This window comes from Nocardia sp. JCM 38205 (assembly GCF_058222935.1).
The window spans coordinates 828,470-842,875 of the sequence record NZ_JBYHFL010000003.1 but is presented as its reverse complement, the minus strand read 5'-3'; the positions used below and the strand labels follow the sequence as shown (position 1 = coordinate 842,875).

The following is a 14,406-nucleotide window of genomic DNA, read 5'->3' as shown; positions in this document are numbered from 1 at the left end:
CCCCCCTGTGTTCTTTTGTTTCACCAACCGCTTTTTTTCTTTGGTGGCCAAAGCGGCCGCGCAAACACGAGACGGGCCGCGAACGGGGCTCCTCGAGGTCGCCCCTCCGTTGTCTGGACTTGCGGCACTTTGCATCGCAAGCTCGCGTCCGTGGGCAGGCCACGGCCAGGATTCTGTTTGTAGTGGATCTGGACACAGCGTGCCGTCACCGTCTACGAACGATACCCACCGTGGCTGGTTCCACGACTGCTGGCATGCCGGAGCGACCCGGACGAATCGGATGCGAACTCCGGGGCCACCCAAGCCGCACCGGTCGTGCCGCGGGCACGGCCGGCTCGGGTCAGCCGCGGCCGGTGTAGTTCGGCGCCTCCACCGTCATGGTGATGTCGTGCGGGTGGCTTTCCTTCAGCCCGGCCGCGGTGATCTGCACGAACTGGGCTTCCTGCAACTCCGCGACGGACTGCGAACCGGTGTAGCCCATGGCCGCGCGCAGGCCGCCGACGAGCTGGTGGATGACCTGGTTGACCGGGCCGCGGAAGGGCACCCGGCCCTCGATGCCCTCGGGGACCAGCTTGTCCTCGGCGAGCACGTCGTCCTGGAAGTAGCGGTCCTTGGAGAAGGACTTGGCCTGCCCGCGGCCCTGCATGGCGCCCAGCGAACCCATGCCGCGGTAGCTCTTGAACTGCTTGCCGCCGACCAGGATCAGCTCACCGGGCGATTCGGCAGTACCGGCGAGCAGCGAACCGAGCATCACCGTGGACGCGCCCGCGGCGATGGCCTTGGCGATATCGCCGGAGAACTGGATGCCGCCGTCGGCGATGACCGGCACACCGGCCGGCTTGCACGCCGCGACCGCCTCCAGAATGGCGGTGATCTGCGGGGCACCGACACCGGCGACCACGCGAGTGGTGCAGATCGAGCCCGGCCCGACACCCACCTTCACCGCGTCCGCACCCGCCTCGACCAGCGCCTGCGCGCCGGCGCGAGTGGCGATATTGCCGCCGACCACCTGGATGCGGTCGCCGACCTCGGCCTTGACCTTGGTGACCATCTGCAGCACCTGCGCCTGATGGCCGTGCGCGGTATCGACCACCAGCACATCGACGCCCGCGTCGGCCAGCGTCATCGCGCGCGACCAGGCGTCGTCACCGACACCGACCGCGGCGCCGACCAGCAGGCGGCCGTCGCGGTCTTTGGTGGCGTTCGGGTACTGATCGGTCTTGACGAAGTCCTTGACGGTGATCAGGCCACGCAGCCTGCCCTCACCGTCGACGATCGGCAGCTTCTCGATCTTGTGCCTGCGCAGCAGGCCGAGCGCGGCCTCCGCCGTCACCCCCTCCTGGGCGGTGATCAGCGGCGCCTTGGTCATCACATCGGCCACCCGGCGATCCTGGTCGACCTCGAAGCGCATATCGCGGTTGGTGATGATGCCGACCAGCGCGCCGGTCTCATCCACCACCGGCAGGCCGGAGATGCGGAACCGCGCGCACATCGCGTCGACCTCGGCCAGGGTGTCGGTGGGGCGGCAGGTCACCGGATCGGTCACCATGCCCGCCTCGGAGCGCTTGACCGTCTCCACCTGGCTCGCCTGATCGGCCACCGACAGATTGCGGTGCAGCACGCCCATACCGCCCGCTCGCGCCATGGCGATGGCCATCCTGGCCTCGGTGACGGTATCCATCGCCGAACTACACAGCGGGGTACGCAGCCGGATCTCCCTGGTCAGCTGGCTCGAAGTCTCGACCGAACTGGGAATGAGATCCGAGGCCGCGGGCAGCAGCAGCACATCGTCGAACGTGAGGCCGAGCATGGCGATCTTGTTCGGATCGTCACCACCCGTATGAGGGCGGACAGCGCTTCGTTCGCCCGGTACGGGATTACTCATTCGGATCGACCCCTCCTGGACGTCGACAGTGCCGCGAGGGCCGGACCGGCCTGCGGACTGTTTCATGGGATGGACTGTGCGGATCTGACACCGACGGGTGTCGGGTACACGTCGGCGGGTTTCACCTATGGTATCTGTCCGGTGGAACACGCCTCGAGTGAGGCCGCCGGGGAAACTGGCTGCGCGCATAGCTGGCGCAGACCGCCCTGTTCTGCGTACCGTGGGGATGTGCGTGACCATCTACCACCTGGCTTGCCGCCGGATCCATTCGCCGGAGACCCCTCCGACCCGTCGGCCGCGCTCGATGCCATCGAGCCGGGCGAACCGCTGGATCCTCATGAGCGCCTCGCGGTCGAGGAGGATCTCGCCGACCTCGCGGTGTATGAAGCGCTACTGGGCCATCGCGGCATCCGCGGCCTGGTCGTGAGCTGTGAGGACTGCAGGCAGGATCACTACCACGACTGGGACATGCTGCGCGCCAATCTGCTCCAGCTACTGGTCGACGGCACGGTCCGCCCGCATGAGCCGGCCTACGATCCGACGCCCGAGGCCTACGTCACCTGGGATTACTGCCGGGGCTACGCCGACGCTTCGATGAACGAGGCGTTCCACGGCGACGGCTTCGACGGTTTCGACAGCTGATCGGTTCCCTCGGCCACATCGGTCCGATTTCTCGGTCCGCCACGCGAACACGCCACGCGTGCGCCAGATCATGATGTGCGACATCTCACGCACCTTCCCACCGTCTGGAACAGCCACGGACACAAAAACACCGACCGTCTTCCGACGATCGGTTTCACCCGTCTTTGGATCCCGCTTCAGTTGTGGTGACCGTTGACCCGCGGTCAGCCCGTGGTCGACCCGCCCGTGCCCGGCGTGCCGGTGTCACCACCACCGGCCGACGGCACGGTGGTGATGACCGGGGGCTCGACGATGGTCGACTGCGACACCGTGGTCGGCGTCACCGGCGGTTGCGTGGTCTCCGGCGGCGTGGTCGGCTCGACGGTCGGCGGAACGCCGGTGTCCTGCGGGCCGGTCGTCGGCGGAGTGGTCGGTGCGGTCGTATCCGGAGCGGTGGTCACCGGCGGCTTGGTGCCGGACACCGTCGGATCCACGCCCATGATCGTGGGCGCGGTGCTGCCGCTGTCGCCACCGACACCGCCCGGCCGCGTGGTCTCGGGCCTGCCCGGACGTGCGGTCTCGTTGGGTGTCGTCGTGACTCCGCCCGGACGCGTGGTCTGCTCGAGCTGGGCGGCCGCCTCCGGCGACACCTTGCGTAGCTCGTCGAGCAGCTGCTGCCAGCGTTCCAGCAGAACTTCGCGCTTGGCCGGATCGTCCACCTGGGTCGCATTGGTCGACGCCTGCGCCAACCGAGCCCTGGCACGTTCGGGATTGCCCTGCTCGATCAGCTCCTGCGCCGCGGCCAGATCGTCGTCGGCGCGCTGCACCACGGTCGACTGGGCCTGCTCGCTGAACACCACTTCTTTGACCCGCCACAGCGGATCACCGGGCTCGGCGTTATAAGAGAAGGCCGTCATACCGCCGAACACCAGCGCCAAAGCCGCAGCGGTGCCCGCGATCGGGCGCACCAGCCGCAGCCGTCCACCCGCCTTGGCACCGACCCGCGCCTGGCGCGCGCCGATTTCCTGATTGACCGCCGCGACCACCGTGTCGAGATCCGGAGCATCCGGAATCGGTGGTGCGATGATCTCGGCCCGCCAGTCGGCCAGCAAAGCCGCCAACTGGAACTCTTCGGTGCTGTCGGTCTGGACCGGCCCGTCGCTGGCGATGGCATCGATCAGCGCGTCGTCGCGGCGTACCGCCGCGATGTCCACCGGAGCGTTGTCGCCAGAGGACCCCTCGGCGTAGGGACCGCTGTCCCGCGATCCACGTCGCGCCCTCCAGTCACCCCGACCGCGCCCGCCATCCCTAGCCATACATTTCACCTGCCCTCGCCACTTGTGACTTCAATTTCGCGAGTGCCCGGTGCTGGGCGACTCGTATAGCTCCCGCCGTACTGCCCACGGCGGTCGCGGTTTCTTCTGCCGACAAACCCATGACCAAACGCAGGATCAGGATCTCTCGATGCTTTTCCGGAAGCGTGGCAAGCAAACGGTTCATCTGCCTGCTCGTTTCCGATTCGAGAGCGCGCTGCTCCGGCCCGTGGTCGGTGGATATGACATCTGGTACTTCGGCCATCGCCTCCGCCTTGTTACGTGAGGCGTTGCGATGAGCGTCGGCGACCTTGTGCGAAGCGATTCCGTATACGAAGGCCATGAACGGCCTGCCCTGGTCTTGATACCTGGGCAGGGCTGTCATGACCGCCAGACAGACCTCCTGCGCAACGTCGTCCGCGGACAGCGATCCACGCTCCGCAGCTCCGATCCGTGCGCGGCAATAACGCATCACCAGCGGGCGGATCAACTCCAGTACCTGAGCTAGAGCGGATCTGTCGCCCTGCGCAGCGGCAGCGACGGCGAGGTCCAACTCTTCGCCCGTGTGCGTCATCGTCAGAGATTTTCCTGGCGTTACAAGTGGCACGGCCGGTATCGGCCGATGCTTCCGCGGGTGTAGCGGAACGGATCTAACAATAGCGACACCCGTTGCCGAACCGGGCATCTGCGTCGTCAACCGGCTCCCGACCGGGGCCGATCGGAGCATGCGGCGAATGTCAGCCCGCGGCGGCCGGACGGAAGCGCCCACCGAGCCGTTCGATGGCGCCGGCGCATTCGGCTGCCTCGCGCTGTGCCGCAGTGCGATCGATGTCACGTACCGCCACTCCGGTCCGCAACATGGCACAGGCCCAGCGCAACGGCAGCAACCCGTGCGCACGACATTCGGCGGCGACGGTCTCGGCGAGCTCGCAGGCCCGCTCACCGGACCCGTTTGCGGCGGTCGCCGCGGCGAGCAGCAGTCGCGATTTCACCTGATGCCGCACCGAAGGACCTTGTTCGGCGAGGGCGAGCGCGGCCTCGGCATGGGGCAGGGCCGCGGCGAAGCGTCCCGACGCGAGCGCGGTCTCGGCGCTCACCCAGTGCAGCCGGATCGCCGGCCGCAGCCGCTCCTGGCTCGGCGCTTCGGCGGCCTCGCCGAGCAGGGCGCGCACCCGGGCGAGTAGGGCGGCGGCCAGATCGGTGCGTCCGGTGCCGAGCGCGTCGGCGGCCAGCCCGGTCAGCGCGTCGCACGCGGCGTCGAGCCGGTACGGCGCGTGCCCCTCCTCCGTGCGGGCCTCGGCCGCGCCGGGCACGGCGAGCGCCGCGGCGGCCCCGTCGTGCCGTGCGGCGACGGCATGCCAGCCCAGTTGACGCAGCAGGGAGCCGCGGGTGGATGCCGCGAGAGCCGCGAGCATCGGGTCGACCCGATGCTTGTTCACCTCGCGCAGTTCGGCACGGGCGGCGGCGTAGCGGCCCTGACCGCCGAGCGCCACCGCGCGCAGCCAGGCTTCACGCGCATCGCGGGCGGCCGGCAACTCGGTAGCGGACACGCCTGGTCGGGCGCCGAAGGCGGCGTCGGCGAGTAGCGCGACGTGCGGGTCGGGGCGGGGAACCGGGACGAACACCGCCGCACTCTATCCCGGCCCGTCCCGCGTCCACCGCCCCCGGCGCGGCCATGCGGACCACGAGCAACCGTTCAGCTTTCTTTTGCGCGCGAAGCATACAGAGAAACGAATGTGTCGGTACACGTCATGTTTCCATCAGGTAAAACTCGCCCCGGCAATCGGCCGGCATGCGCCCCTCGAATTCATATGCGTTTCGCGCAATTAACCCGTGCGCCCCGTTATCGCCATCTCCCCCTGCCCGGATCACACCCCCGGCGGAGCGGTTCGGCAACACCGGGCGGGCGATGCCGGATCGACGATCGAACCAACATCCTGAACACAGCCGCCACCTGCGCTGATTCGCGGACGCCGAAGACGTGGCGGCACAGCGCCGTCGAGCCAACCGGCCATTATCGCCGGAAGGAACGTTAAAAGTAAACAGTGCCAAGGTTAAATTTGGCCGCTGAACATTTGAGAAACCGCTGCGCCGAACTATTGACGGAAATTCGCGGCGGGACCTAACGTAACTCATCGCCACGGACGGCGCCGCGCGAAATTGCAGCGACCATCATTGGCGGGCTCTCGGACGACACACGCCGCACCGTGGCCGGAATGTGCCCGGCCGGATGACCATCCGCGCCGGGAGAAGTTGCAGACCACCTGCTCGACAACGTCGACGAGCTCGCACCACGAGGAGTTCACACATGCCCATGCCCACCCACCTTCCCGGACCGAACGCCGATGTCTGGGATTGGCAGATGCGCGGATCCTGCCGCGGCGTGGACTCCGCGGTGTTCTTCCATCCCGACGGCGAGCGCGGTCGCGCCCGTACCGCGCGCGAGATGCGCGCCAAGGAGATCTGCCACAGCTGCCCGGTGCTGATGCAGTGCCGCAGCCACGCCCTCAAAGTCAGCGAGCCCTACGGCATCTGGGGCGGCATGTCCGAGACCGAGCGGGAGATGCATGCCCGGCGCAATCGGCGCCGGATGGCGGTCTGAGTCGCCGCTGGTCACGCTCGTACGCCCGCGTTCGCGACGGATTGCGAATCCCTTCCCATCCACATCGCGCAGGGCGCCGAATCCCTAGCAACAACTGCTGACAGCACTATCGGTCGAGTCGCGCGCCGGCACACGGTCGTTCGGCTCGTACGCACGACAACGCCCGTCAGGCCCTCGGTCACCACCGAGCGCGCCTGTCGGCGTCGAAACGCACGCTGCCGCACAGGGCCCCTGCCGAGCGAATCCGATAGCGGCACGCTACGGTAGTGACCGATGACACAGAATGGAGCGTTGTGACAACGCGGCCGCCGGCCGCAGAGGGCGACTCGTTCCGTGGAGAAGCCTTTCCACTCAGCGTGGAATCTGCGGTCTCGGCACGCGCAGCTGAAAGCATCGAACTCGCCGCGCTTTTGCACCGGTGTGGCCAGTCCGACCAGGAAGCCTTCGCCGAGCTCTACGACCGAACGTGTGCGCGCGTCTACGGTCTGGTGTTGCGCGTCCTCCATGACCCGGGCTATGCGGAGGAGACCGCGCAAGAGGTCTATCTCCAGGTCTGGCGAACGGCGGCGAGTTTCGATCCGGACAAGGGGTCGGCCGCCACCTGGCTGATGACGCTGGCACATCGCCGCGCCGTCGACCGGGTGCGGGCCGAGCAGGCCCATACCCAGCGCGAAGTCGCTTACGGGATACGGGTTCTCGGCAACGACTTCGACGAGGTCACCGAGGAGGTCGAGCGTAAATTCGAACAGCAGGCCGTCCTGGCCAGTCTCGGTGACCTCACCGAAACCCAGCGGGAGGCCATCTCGCTCGCCTACTACGGCGGGCGAACCTACGCCGAGGTGGCCAGCCATCTGGGCGTAGGGTTACCGACCGTTAAGTCCCGAATTCGGGATGGATTGACACGACTGAAGAAAAGTTTGGGGGTGACGTGAGATGAACGAACGGCAGATCGATCTCGCGCACACCGTCGCGCTCGGATCGATCGACGACGAAGACCATCAAGCGGTACAAGAACTGCTCGACAGTGAAGACCCTGCTCGGCGTGCCGAGTTCATCACCGAGGTGCACCTCACCAGGGAGGCTCTCTCAGCGCTCGCCGCCGCGACGGCTGTTCAGCCGCCGGCGGCGCTGCGCGGGCGGCTGCTCACCGCGATCGCCGCGGAGCAGCCGCCGGTCGCTTCCTGACTTCTTTCCCGGGGATCGCCCCGGATTCTCTTGCGGTGTCCCGCGTCCCGCGCTCGAACGGCCGAAAGACGAACGGACCGTTCACGTCCGTGGGAACATGAACGGTCCGCTCGATCAACCCGAAGGCCGCGGCCTGCCCGTCAGTGGCTGTGGCCGTGCCCGTGATCGTCGCCCTCGTCGGCGGGCTTGTCGACGATCGCGCTCTCGGTGGTGAGCACCATCCGGGCCACCGACGCGGCGTTGATCACCGCCGAACGGGTCACCTTCACCGGATCGACGACGCCGTCGGTGAGCAGATCGCCGTAGCTGAGGGTGGCGGCGTTGAAGCCTTCCTTGCCCTCGGCGACCTTGCTGACCACGACCGAGCCGTCGACGCCCGCGTTGGTGGCGATCCAGTACAGCGGCGCGCGCAGCGCCTGGCGGACCACCTCGACGCCGACCGCCTCGTCGCCGGACAGCGACTCGCGCAGCTCGACCAGCTTGGCGCCGGCCTGCACCAGGGCGGTGCCGCCGCCGGGGACGATGCCCTCCTCGACCGCGGCCTTGGCCGCGCTGACCGCGTCCTCGACCCGGTACTTGCGTTCCTTGAGGGCGGTCTCGGTGGCCGCGCCGACCTTGATCACCGCGACGCCACCGGCCAGCTTGGCCAGCCGCTCCTCGAGCTTCTCCCGATCCCAATCGGAATCGGTTGCCTCGATCTCACGACGCAGCTGGGCGCCGCGGGCCGCGATGTCCTCGGCGGTGCCCGCACCGTCGATGATGGTGGTGTCGTCCTTGGTGACGACGACGCGGCGGGCCTTGCCGAGCACCTCGAGTCCGGCCTCACGCAGGGTGATGCCGAGGTCGGGGTTGACCACGGTGCCCGCGGTGACGACGGCGAGGTCGTCGAGGAACGCCTTGCGGCGGTCACCGAAGAACGGCGCCTTGACCGCGACGGCCTTGATCGTCTTGCGGATGGCGTTGACCACCAGGGTGGACAGCGCCTCGCCCTCGACGTCCTCGGCGATGATCAGCACCGGCTTGCCGGATTCGGCGATCTTCTCCAGCAGCGGCAGGAAATCGGGCAGCGAGGTGATCTTTTCCCGGTGCAGCAGGACGTAGGCGTCCTCGAACACGGCCTGCTGGGTGTCGGTATCGGTGACGAAGTAGGGCGAGAGGTAGCCCTTGTCGAACTGGACACCCTCGGTGACCACGAGCTCGGTCTGCAGCGTCGAGGACTCCTCGACGGTGACCACGCCGTCCTTGCCGACGGTGGTCAGCGCCTTGCCGACCATCTCGCCGATCTCCTCGTCCCGCGAGGAGACGGTGGCGACCTGCGCGATGGCCTGCTCGCCGGAGACCGGGGTGGCCTGCGCCAGCAGCGCCTCGGAGACGGCGTCGGCGGCCTTGGCGATGCCGGAGCCGATCGCGATGGGGTTGGCGCCCGCGGCGATGTTCTTCAGTCCGGCGCGCACCAGGGCCTGAGCCAGCACGGTGGCGGTCGTGGTGCCGTCACCGGCCACATCGTTGGTCTTGGTGGCGACGCTCTTGACCAGCTGGGCGCCGAGGTTCTCGAACGGGTCCTCGAGATCGATGTCGCGCGCGATGGTGACACCGTCGTTGGTCACGGTCGGGCCACCGAACGCCTTGGCGAGCACGACGTGCCGGCCGCGCGGGCCGAGGGTGACCTTGACCGCGTCGGCGAGCTTGTCGACACCGCGCTCGAGAGCCCGGCGAGCCTTCTCGTCGAACTCGATCTGCTTTGCCATATGTGTTCGCTCCTGTGTTTCGGTGCGCTGTCACAGTGCGCGGAACGCACTCCGCCCCGGGGTCAGAAGTCGACACCGGGGCGGAACGCCATGCGCAGCGATGACTTACTTGCTGACGACAGCCAGCACGTCGCGCGCGGACAGGATCAGGTATTCCTCACCCTGGTACTTGATCTCGGTGCCGCCGTACTTGCTGTAGATGACGGTGTCGCCCTCCTGGACATCCAGCGGGATGCGCTTCTCGCCATCCTCGTCCCACCGGCCGGGGCCGACGGCGACAACGGTGCCCTCCTGCGGCTTTTCCTTCGCCGTATCCGGGATGACCAGGCCGGAGGCCGTCGTCGTCTCGGCCTCGTTGGCCTGGACGAGGATCTTGTCCTCGAGCGGCTTGATGTTCACGCTCGCCACGTTGAGCCCTCCACTTTCAGGGGATAACGGTCGTCCGGAACTGTTGTCCCGGACCATCGGTTCGGTCACGATGCCGACGCCTGCGCACAGCCCCGTCGTCGCGGGTGCCGGGACCTGCTCAGTAGTCGAACTGGCACTGGCACACACATCACACAGCGCCACTAGCACTCTATACACGAGAGTGCCAGCGCTCAAGGGCGGGCTGTGCCAATCGGCCGGATCGTCCGCACAGCTGTCGCCGCAGCGCAGGGCCGATCTCTACATTCGGCACGCCCCCAGCGCCGAGGGCTTCCTATTACTTCACAAAATCTGTAACGTTCGGATAACGGATTGTGACAGTATGGACGACGGTCGCTCAGCGGCCGCCGGGTTCATCACGAACCGGCGTCCCGGCGAGCGACAGGCCGTCACGAACGATCCGGCCAGCTGCACAGTAGAGCCCCAAGCAACACCTGATCCACAACCGTCCCGGCGCCCAAGAGGCAACGAGACGGCCCGGATAGCGAACCCGGTTCGATCGTCATCCACGCGGTGCTCCGGGAGTCCATTCGAGATGGTCGCCCGACACCAGGACCATCCGCTCGAAGGGAGGTGAACATGCGAACATCCCTCGGTATCTCCGCCGGGAACGAGGTGGTGTGCTCGGCGCTCGTCGCCACCGCCGGGAACGGAGCCCAGAGCTTCGACTACCGCGTGGTGTCGGCCGACGCCCATTCCGATCTCGGCGATCTGGTCGCCTCGTCGATCGAGCTGATGACCACCCAGCTGCCGACGACCCACCCGCACGATACGGGCTACGCGGGCACCAAGGCCTTCGAACTCGACGCGGCGCTGAGCAGCCCGCCGACCGCTGTCGCGGTCGCCTACCGCAGCAAGGCCCAGGCCCAAGCGATCCGCTCGGCCACCGGCAAGCAGCACGAGCTCCAGCTGGTGCCCGAGGCCACCGCCGCGCTCGCCTTCCTCCGCCACACCGGCCTCGTCGACCGATACCGCACCGTCGCGCTGGTCGATGTCGGCGCGTCCGGAGTCACCGTCACCGTCGCCACCCAGGCCGACGGCACGGTGCTGCATTCGGCGCGCACCACCACCGTCGGCGGCAACGCCATCGACGAGCTGATCTACCACCATCTGGTCGACGCCCACTACGCCCGCCGCGGTACCCGCCCCAACCGGACCATGCTCACCAACCGGGGCCGTGCCGCCAAGGAGCACCTGTCCATCGCGCCCGCGGTCACCATCGACCACGTGGCCGGACGCCCCCTCAAGCTCACCCGCACCGACTTCGAGGAACTGATCGCCGATCAGCTGCGCGAGCTGGCCGCGTTCACCGCGGTCACCTTCGGGCGCGCACCCGAGCGTCCGGAAGCGGTCTGCGTGATCGGCGGCGGTGCCAATGTCCCCGCCGTGGTCGAGACCCTGCAGCACGAACTCGACATCCCCGTACTCACGGTCCCGGATCCGGACGCCGTCATCGCCAAGGGCGCCGCGCTGCTCGCCGACGAGACCCAGCCCGCCGCGGGCTCGGTCGCCGCGCTCGCCGCGGATGCGCCGGTGGGCACGTTCACCAAGGTCGTCGGCACGCTGGCCGGTGCGATCGTGGTCGTCGGTCTGGTCATCGGCTACGGGGTGAAGGCGCTCGCCCCGACCTCCGGCGAAGAGGTCTCCCCGGCGGGCACCACCAGCAGCACCGAGCTACCGCCCACGATGACGTCCTACCCGCCCGCGGTGCCAGGCAGCGCCACCACCGGCGGCGAGCGCGAGTCCCCGGTCCGTCCCACCGGCACCACGATCGCCCCGAGCCCGAGCCCCGATCAGCTGCCGAGCACCACCGGGGTCGCACCGACCACCCCGCGCAGCTCGTCCACCCAGCCGACGCTGCGCCCCGATCCGAACCTGCCGTCGATCCCGTTCCCCGAGCTGCCGGAGCTGCTCGGCCCGCTGTTCCCGCCGAGCACCACCGCGCCATCGGGTTCGGGGGCCGCGCCCGAGACGGGCCGCGAAGGCGCCGACACCGAGCCGAGCACCAGCGGCACGCCCACACCGGGCGCCGCGCCGACGACCGTTCGGCCGAGCGGGCCGCCGGCTCAGGCGCCCGCGCAGGGCCGCGTGCCTATTCCCCGGGCCGGCACGGGCTCGTCGGATGGACAGCCGACGGCACCCACGCAGTGAGCGGGCCGGTCGTCGGCCGGGCCGCGTGGTCTGCCGGCAGTGAACCGGCTCAGGACACCTGACTGACCGATACCGGCAGCCCCGGATCGGTCGCCACGGTCAGCGGCGAAGGTTTCGCACCACCCGCGATCACGTGGGCGCCGAGCGCCGCGATCATCACTCCGTTGTCGGTGCACAGCCGCGGCTTCGGCACCCGCAGCTCCAAACCGGCCGCCGCGCAACGCTCTTCGGCCAGCGAGCGGATCCGGGAATTGGCCGTCGCGCCGCCGCCGAGCACCAGCGTGCCGACGCCGACGTCCTGCGCGGCGCGCACCGCCTTCATGGTGAGCACGTCGGCGACGGCCTCCTGGAACGAGGCCGCGATATCCGGGATCGGCAGATCCTCCGTGGCCACCCCATCGCGTTGGGCGGCCTCGACATAGCGAGCCACCGCGGTCTTCAACCCCGAGAACGAGAAGTCGTAGCGGGGATCGCGCGGGCCGGTCATGCCGCGCGGGAACGCGATGGCCTTCGGGTCGCCGGAGCGGGCGGCCGCGTCCAGCGCGGGGCCGCCGGGGAAGCCGAGGCCGAGCAACCGCGCGACCTTGTCGAACGCCTCGCCCGCCGCGTCGTCGACGGTGCTGCCGAGCTCCACGATCGACTCGGCCAGATCCGTGACGTGCAGCAGGTGGGTATGCCCGCCCGAGACCAGCAGCGCCACGCACGGCGGCATCGGACCGTGCTCGAGCGTATCGACCGCGACATGGCCGCCGAGATGGTTGAGCGCGTAGAACGGCACATCCCATGCCGCCGCGTACGCCTTGGCGGCGGCGACTCCCACCAGCAACGCACCGGCCAGGCCCGGCCCGATGGTGACCGCGAGGGCGTCGGGGGCGACGATGCCCGCGCTCGACAACGCGCGCCGCATCGCGGGCACGATCGCCTCCAGATGCGCACGCGAGGCGATCTCGGGCACGACGCCGCCGAAGCGGGCGTGCTGGTCGACACTCGAGGCGACCTCGTCGGCCAGCAGCTCACAACTGCCGTCCGGATGGCGCCGCACGATGCCGACACCGGTTTCGTCGCAGGAGCTCTCGATACCCATGACGATCACGACAGCACCTCGTCCGGTCGATTCGCCTCGCCCCACTGCGCGCCCGCCGACGACAGCGCGGGCCTGCGCATGGTGTAGGCGTCGGCGCCGCTGGGATGGTAGTAGTTCTTGCGCAGGCCGATGATGTGGAAGCCGTGCTTGGCGTAGAGCGCGATGGCCGCGGCATTGTCGGTGCGGACCTCGAGGAACACCGGCCCGCCGCGCACGGCGGCCTCGGCGAGCAGCGCTTCGAGCAGCTTGGTGCCGATACCGGCGCGATGGCATTGCGGGTCGACGCCGATGGTGTGCACCTCGGCCTCCGGATGTTCGTCGTCACCGAGCAGCGCGATGCCCGCGTAGCCGACCATGCGGCCGTCCTCGTCCCGCGCGGTGATGTAGCGGTTGTGCCCGGCCGCGAGCTCGGACCGGAACGACACCGCATGCCACGGATCGTCCTCCGGGAACAGCAGTTGCTCGAGTTCCACGCAGCGGTCGATATCGGCGACCGTCATCGGTTCGATGCGGATGCCCACGGCTACGCCCCTGTCCGATCGAGGGTGCGGTAGCTCTGCTCGACCGCGTCCGGCCTGCGCAGATACAGCGGGACCAGCGGTTCGGGCACCGCGCGAGCCAGCACCTGGGGTGCCGCGACCCGGACCAGCCCGGCCGGTGACGGGGTCTCCACCGGAAGCACCGGCAGGTCGAACAGGTCCACGTGCGAGGCCGACCCCGCGATGACGGTGGCCTTCTCGGTGTCCAGCTCGGCCGGTTTACCGACCTCGGGGCCGGCGACGCGACGGCCGATGCCGCCGAGCGCCCACGGCTCGTCCTCGCGGTAGCGCGCCGAGTACACCTCGCGACGTCGCGCGTCGGTGACCACCAGCAGCTCCGCGCCGGGGGCCAGGTCGCGGGCGCCGTCGGCGGCGATGGCGTCCAGGCTGCACACGCCGTACACCGGGATGCCGAGGGCGTCGCCGAAGGCCGCAGCGGTGGCCATGCCGACCCGTAATCCGGTGAACGGTCCGGGGCCGACGCCGACCACGACGGCCGCGATATCGGTCCTGGATCGCCCTGCCTCGGTGAGGCATTCGAGGATCTGCGGGGTGAGCACCTCGGCGTGGGCGCGGGCGTCGACCCGCACCCGGACGGCGATGGTGCGCACGTCGGCCGGTGCCTCGGCACCGGCCGCGGACTGCTCCAATTCCACCAATCCCGCTGTAACGGCGGGCGTCGCGGTGTCGACAGCAAGTACAAGCATGATTGGCCCAACGATACCGGTTGGTCCTCACGCGCCGCGCAGCCATGAGGGTCGCGGCGCGCAGCCGCGTGCGCGTGCCTCGTGCGAGGTTGCCCACGTCACAGCCTTGCCGAGCCCGCGCCGGTGGGCGTGATCACCGCTGCCG

The 14,406-nt window shown here is 69.0% G+C and carries 14 protein-coding genes; 5 read left to right on the top strand and 9 right to left on the bottom strand.

Annotation, left to right across the window (positions count from 1 at the left end):
• Nucleotides 1-340: 340 nt before the first annotated feature.
• A complete protein-coding gene (gene guaB, locus AC4HOU_RS15395) occupies nucleotides 341-1,951 on the bottom strand; it encodes an IMP dehydrogenase (protein ID WP_375139427.1) in 1,611 nt (536 codons plus the stop codon).
• 162 nt (nucleotides 1,952-2,113) lie between these two features.
• Here guaB and AC4HOU_RS15390 point away from each other — a divergent pair, with 162 nt between their 5' ends.
• Nucleotides 2,114-2,527, top strand: coding sequence for a DUF5319 domain-containing protein (locus tag AC4HOU_RS15390; RefSeq protein WP_036533470.1), 414 nt, complete (start codon nucleotides 2,114-2,116; stop codon nucleotides 2,525-2,527).
• A gap of 203 nt (nucleotides 2,528-2,730) precedes the next feature.
• Here AC4HOU_RS15390 and AC4HOU_RS15385 read toward each other — a convergent pair whose 3' ends face one another.
• From AC4HOU_RS15385 to AC4HOU_RS15375, 3 genes are all read right to left on the bottom strand, one after another.
• Nucleotides 2,731-3,720, bottom strand: a complete 990-nt coding sequence (locus tag AC4HOU_RS15385) for an anti-sigma-D factor RsdA (protein WP_280210699.1) — start codon at nucleotides 3,718-3,720, stop codon at nucleotides 2,731-2,733.
• Nucleotides 3,721-3,814: 94 nt separating this feature from the next.
• Complete coding sequence (locus AC4HOU_RS15380; protein WP_036533448.1) at nucleotides 3,815-4,393, bottom strand: sigma-70 family RNA polymerase sigma factor; 579 nt, start codon at nucleotides 4,391-4,393, stop codon at nucleotides 3,815-3,817.
• Nucleotides 4,394-4,556: 163 nt separating this feature from the next.
• Entirely contained in the window at nucleotides 4,557-5,444 is an 888-nt protein-coding gene (locus AC4HOU_RS15375; RefSeq protein WP_490724660.1) for a hypothetical protein, read from the bottom strand.
• A gap of 683 nt (nucleotides 5,445-6,127) precedes the next feature.
• Here AC4HOU_RS15375 and AC4HOU_RS15370 point away from each other — a divergent pair.
• From AC4HOU_RS15370 to AC4HOU_RS15360, 3 genes are all read left to right on the top strand, one after another.
• The gene (locus AC4HOU_RS15370; protein WP_036533446.1) at nucleotides 6,128-6,421 is read left to right on the top strand and encodes a WhiB family transcriptional regulator; all 294 of its coding nucleotides are present in this window, start codon (nucleotides 6,128-6,130) and stop codon (nucleotides 6,419-6,421) included.
• 356 nt (nucleotides 6,422-6,777) lie between these two features.
• Nucleotides 6,778-7,353, top strand: a complete 576-nt coding sequence (locus AC4HOU_RS15365; RefSeq protein ID WP_163817018.1) for a sigma-70 family RNA polymerase sigma factor — start codon at nucleotides 6,778-6,780, stop codon at nucleotides 7,351-7,353.
• A 1-nt stretch (nucleotide 7,354) separates the two neighbouring features.
• On the top strand, nucleotides 7,355-7,606 hold the full coding sequence (locus AC4HOU_RS15360; protein WP_014349220.1) for an RskA family anti-sigma factor: 252 nt from the start codon (nucleotides 7,355-7,357) through the stop codon (nucleotides 7,604-7,606).
• Nucleotides 7,607-7,746: 140 nt separating this feature from the next.
• Here the strand turns inward: AC4HOU_RS15360 and groL are convergent, their stop codons facing one another.
• Both groL and groES read right to left on the bottom strand, forming a co-directional pair.
• Nucleotides 7,747-9,354 carry a chaperonin GroEL gene (groL, locus tag AC4HOU_RS15355; protein WP_163816988.1) on the bottom strand — a complete coding sequence of 536 codons (1,608 nt, stop codon included), beginning with the start codon at nucleotides 9,352-9,354 and terminating at the stop codon, nucleotides 7,747-7,749.
• A gap of 105 nt (nucleotides 9,355-9,459) precedes the next feature.
• Nucleotides 9,460-9,762, bottom strand: a complete 303-nt coding sequence (gene groES / locus AC4HOU_RS15350) for a co-chaperone GroES (protein ID WP_014349218.1) — start codon at nucleotides 9,760-9,762, stop codon at nucleotides 9,460-9,462.
• Nucleotides 9,763-10,359: 597 nt separating this feature from the next.
• Between groES and AC4HOU_RS15345 the strand changes: the two genes are divergently transcribed.
• Nucleotides 10,360-11,931 carry a DUF7159 family protein gene (locus AC4HOU_RS15345; protein WP_163816990.1) on the top strand — a complete coding sequence of 524 codons (1,572 nt, stop codon included), beginning with the start codon at nucleotides 10,360-10,362 and terminating at the stop codon, nucleotides 11,929-11,931.
• Between the two features lie 49 nt (nucleotides 11,932-11,980).
• Here the strand turns inward: AC4HOU_RS15345 and tsaD are convergent, their stop codons facing one another.
• The 3 genes from tsaD to tsaB are packed head-to-tail and all read right to left on the bottom strand — an operon-like array spanning nucleotide 11,981 to nucleotide 14,261.
• Nucleotides 11,981-13,024: a tRNA (adenosine(37)-N6)-threonylcarbamoyltransferase complex transferase subunit TsaD gene (gene tsaD / locus AC4HOU_RS15340; protein ID WP_490724659.1), complete on the bottom strand. Its 1,044-nt coding sequence runs from the start codon at nucleotides 13,022-13,024 to the stop codon at nucleotides 11,981-11,983.
• Complete coding sequence (gene rimI / locus AC4HOU_RS15335) at nucleotides 13,021-13,536, bottom strand: ribosomal protein S18-alanine N-acetyltransferase (protein ID WP_163816995.1); 516 nt, start codon at nucleotides 13,534-13,536, stop codon at nucleotides 13,021-13,023. Before rimI ends, tsaD begins: the two co-directional genes overlap by 4 nt.
• Nucleotides 13,537-13,538: 2 nt before the next feature.
• Entirely contained in the window at nucleotides 13,539-14,261 is a 723-nt protein-coding gene (gene tsaB, locus AC4HOU_RS15330; RefSeq protein ID WP_163816997.1) for a tRNA (adenosine(37)-N6)-threonylcarbamoyltransferase complex dimerization subunit type 1 TsaB, read from the bottom strand.
• Between the last annotated feature and the right edge of the window lie 145 nt (nucleotides 14,262-14,406).

What these genes read in the sequence shown, in the direction of transcription:
- guaB (WP_375139427.1), bottom strand. Translation starts at nt 1,951, where the DNA reads ATGAAACAGTCCGCAGGCCGGTCCGGCCCTCGCGGCACTGTCGACGTC.
- AC4HOU_RS15380 (WP_036533448.1), bottom strand. Translation starts at nt 4,393, where the DNA reads ATGACGCACACGGGCGAAGAGTTGGACCTCGCCGTCGCTGCCGCTGCG.
- AC4HOU_RS15370 (WP_036533446.1), top strand. Translation starts at nt 6,128, where the DNA reads ATGCCCATGCCCACCCACCTTCCCGGACCGAACGCCGATGTCTGGGAT.
- AC4HOU_RS15360 (WP_014349220.1), top strand. Translation starts at nt 7,355, where the DNA reads ATGAACGAACGGCAGATCGATCTCGCGCACACCGTCGCGCTCGGATCG.
- groL (WP_163816988.1), bottom strand. Translation starts at nt 9,354, where the DNA reads ATGGCAAAGCAGATCGAGTTCGACGAGAAGGCTCGCCGGGCTCTCGAG.
- AC4HOU_RS15345 (WP_163816990.1), top strand. Translation starts at nt 10,360, where the DNA reads ATGCGAACATCCCTCGGTATCTCCGCCGGGAACGAGGTGGTGTGCTCG.
- tsaB (WP_163816997.1), bottom strand. Translation starts at nt 14,261, where the DNA reads ATGCTTGTACTTGCTGTCGACACCGCGACGCCCGCCGTTACAGCGGGA.